The 1,415-nt window shown below is 69.9% G+C and carries 1 protein-coding gene; it reads left to right on the forward strand.

What is annotated here, in order from left to right:
- Positions 1-260: 260 nt before the first annotated feature.
- Positions 261-1,415, forward strand: a 1,155-nt coding sequence (locus ACEN88_RS31660; protein ID WP_413346118.1) for a cytochrome P450, incomplete at its 3' end; no start/stop codon positions are given.

Here is a 1,415-nt window from a genome sequence, read left to right on the forward strand (position 1 = left end):
GCGCCTCGATGCGCGCGATGGCAGCCTCCAGCAGCTCGGCGGGCGCGATGTCGCCCGTGCGGATCAGCGCCGCCTGCCCCGTCGCGTCCAGGTCCAGCAGCAGCGCGGCGTCCCGTCCAGTCGTTCCCATGGTCGTCTCCGGTAAGATTTTAAAAGAGAATGCATCATTCTTTTTTAATCGTCAAGCGCGACCGGCGGGCCGAAAAATGATAAAGTGCGGGCCCCGGCATGTGCCGGCAGACCATCATCCAATGAATCGCATGAGAGATTTCGCGCCAGTCGTGCCGGATGCGGACGCGGCACCGTTCGACGCCGCCTTCCTGCACGATCCGTATCCCACCTATCGCCGCCTGCGTGCGGCGGGACCGGTGCTGTGGCGCGAGGACGTGTTCCAGGGCGCCTGGGTGCTGACGCGCCACGCGGACATCGAACTGGCGCTGCGCGATGCGCGCTTGTCGTCGCAGCGCACGGGCGGCTGGGTCAAGCGCATACCCGGCGTCGACGCGAGCCTGTCGGGACGCCGCGCCCAGGCGGGCCTCGACATGTTCCAGCGCCTGTTCGGCAGCGCGATGGTGTTCCTGGACGGCGCCGACCACCAGCGCGTGCGCAAGGCGATGGCGGCCGGTTTTCATCCGACCCTGATCCGCACCTTGCGGGCCGACGTCGAGCGGCTCACCGACGAACTGCTGGACGGCCTCGACGCGCAAGCCGGCTTCGACTTCATCGCCGAAGTCGCGCGTCCGCTGCCGTCGCGCGTCATCGGCCTGATGCTGGGCATCGCCCGCAACGACGAGGCGCGCTTCATGGCGTGGTCGGACGACCTTGCCGCCTTCATCGGCGCGCTGCAGCCGACGGCCGACCAGCTGCGCGCGGCCCAGCGCAGCCTGTTGCAGATGGTGCGCTATTTCGACGCGCTGCTGCCGGCGCGCCGGGCGTCCCCCGGCACGGACCTGGTCAGCCGCCTGCTGCAGGCCGAGGCCGCGGGCGAATTGCGCGCGGACGGCGAGTTGCTGGCGCAATGCGCGATGCTGCTGTTCGCCGGCCACGAGACGACGCGCAACCTGCTCGGCAATGGCCTGTACACGCTGCTCACGCACCCGGACGCGTGGGCGCGGCTGCGCGCGGACGAAGACGGCATCACGCTCGCCATCCGTGAACTGCTGCGCTACGACAGTCCCGTGCAGTACACGGGCCGGCGCGTCGCCACGGAACTCACCTTGCACGGCACCACGCTCAGGCGCGGCGACCTCGTGATCGCGCTGATCGGCGCGGCGAACCGCGATCCGGACCGCTTCGCCGATCCGGACACGTTCGACATCACGCGCCGCGCCGGCAGCCACCTGTCGTTCGGCAGCGGACCGCACGTGTGCATCGGCGCCGGCCTGTCGCTGCTGGAGGCCGACGTCGTGCTGCGC

Source organism: Massilia sp. CT11-108 (genome assembly GCF_047302915.1).
GTDB classification, from domain to species: Bacteria; Pseudomonadota; Gammaproteobacteria; order Burkholderiales; family Burkholderiaceae_D; genus Telluria; species Telluria orientalis.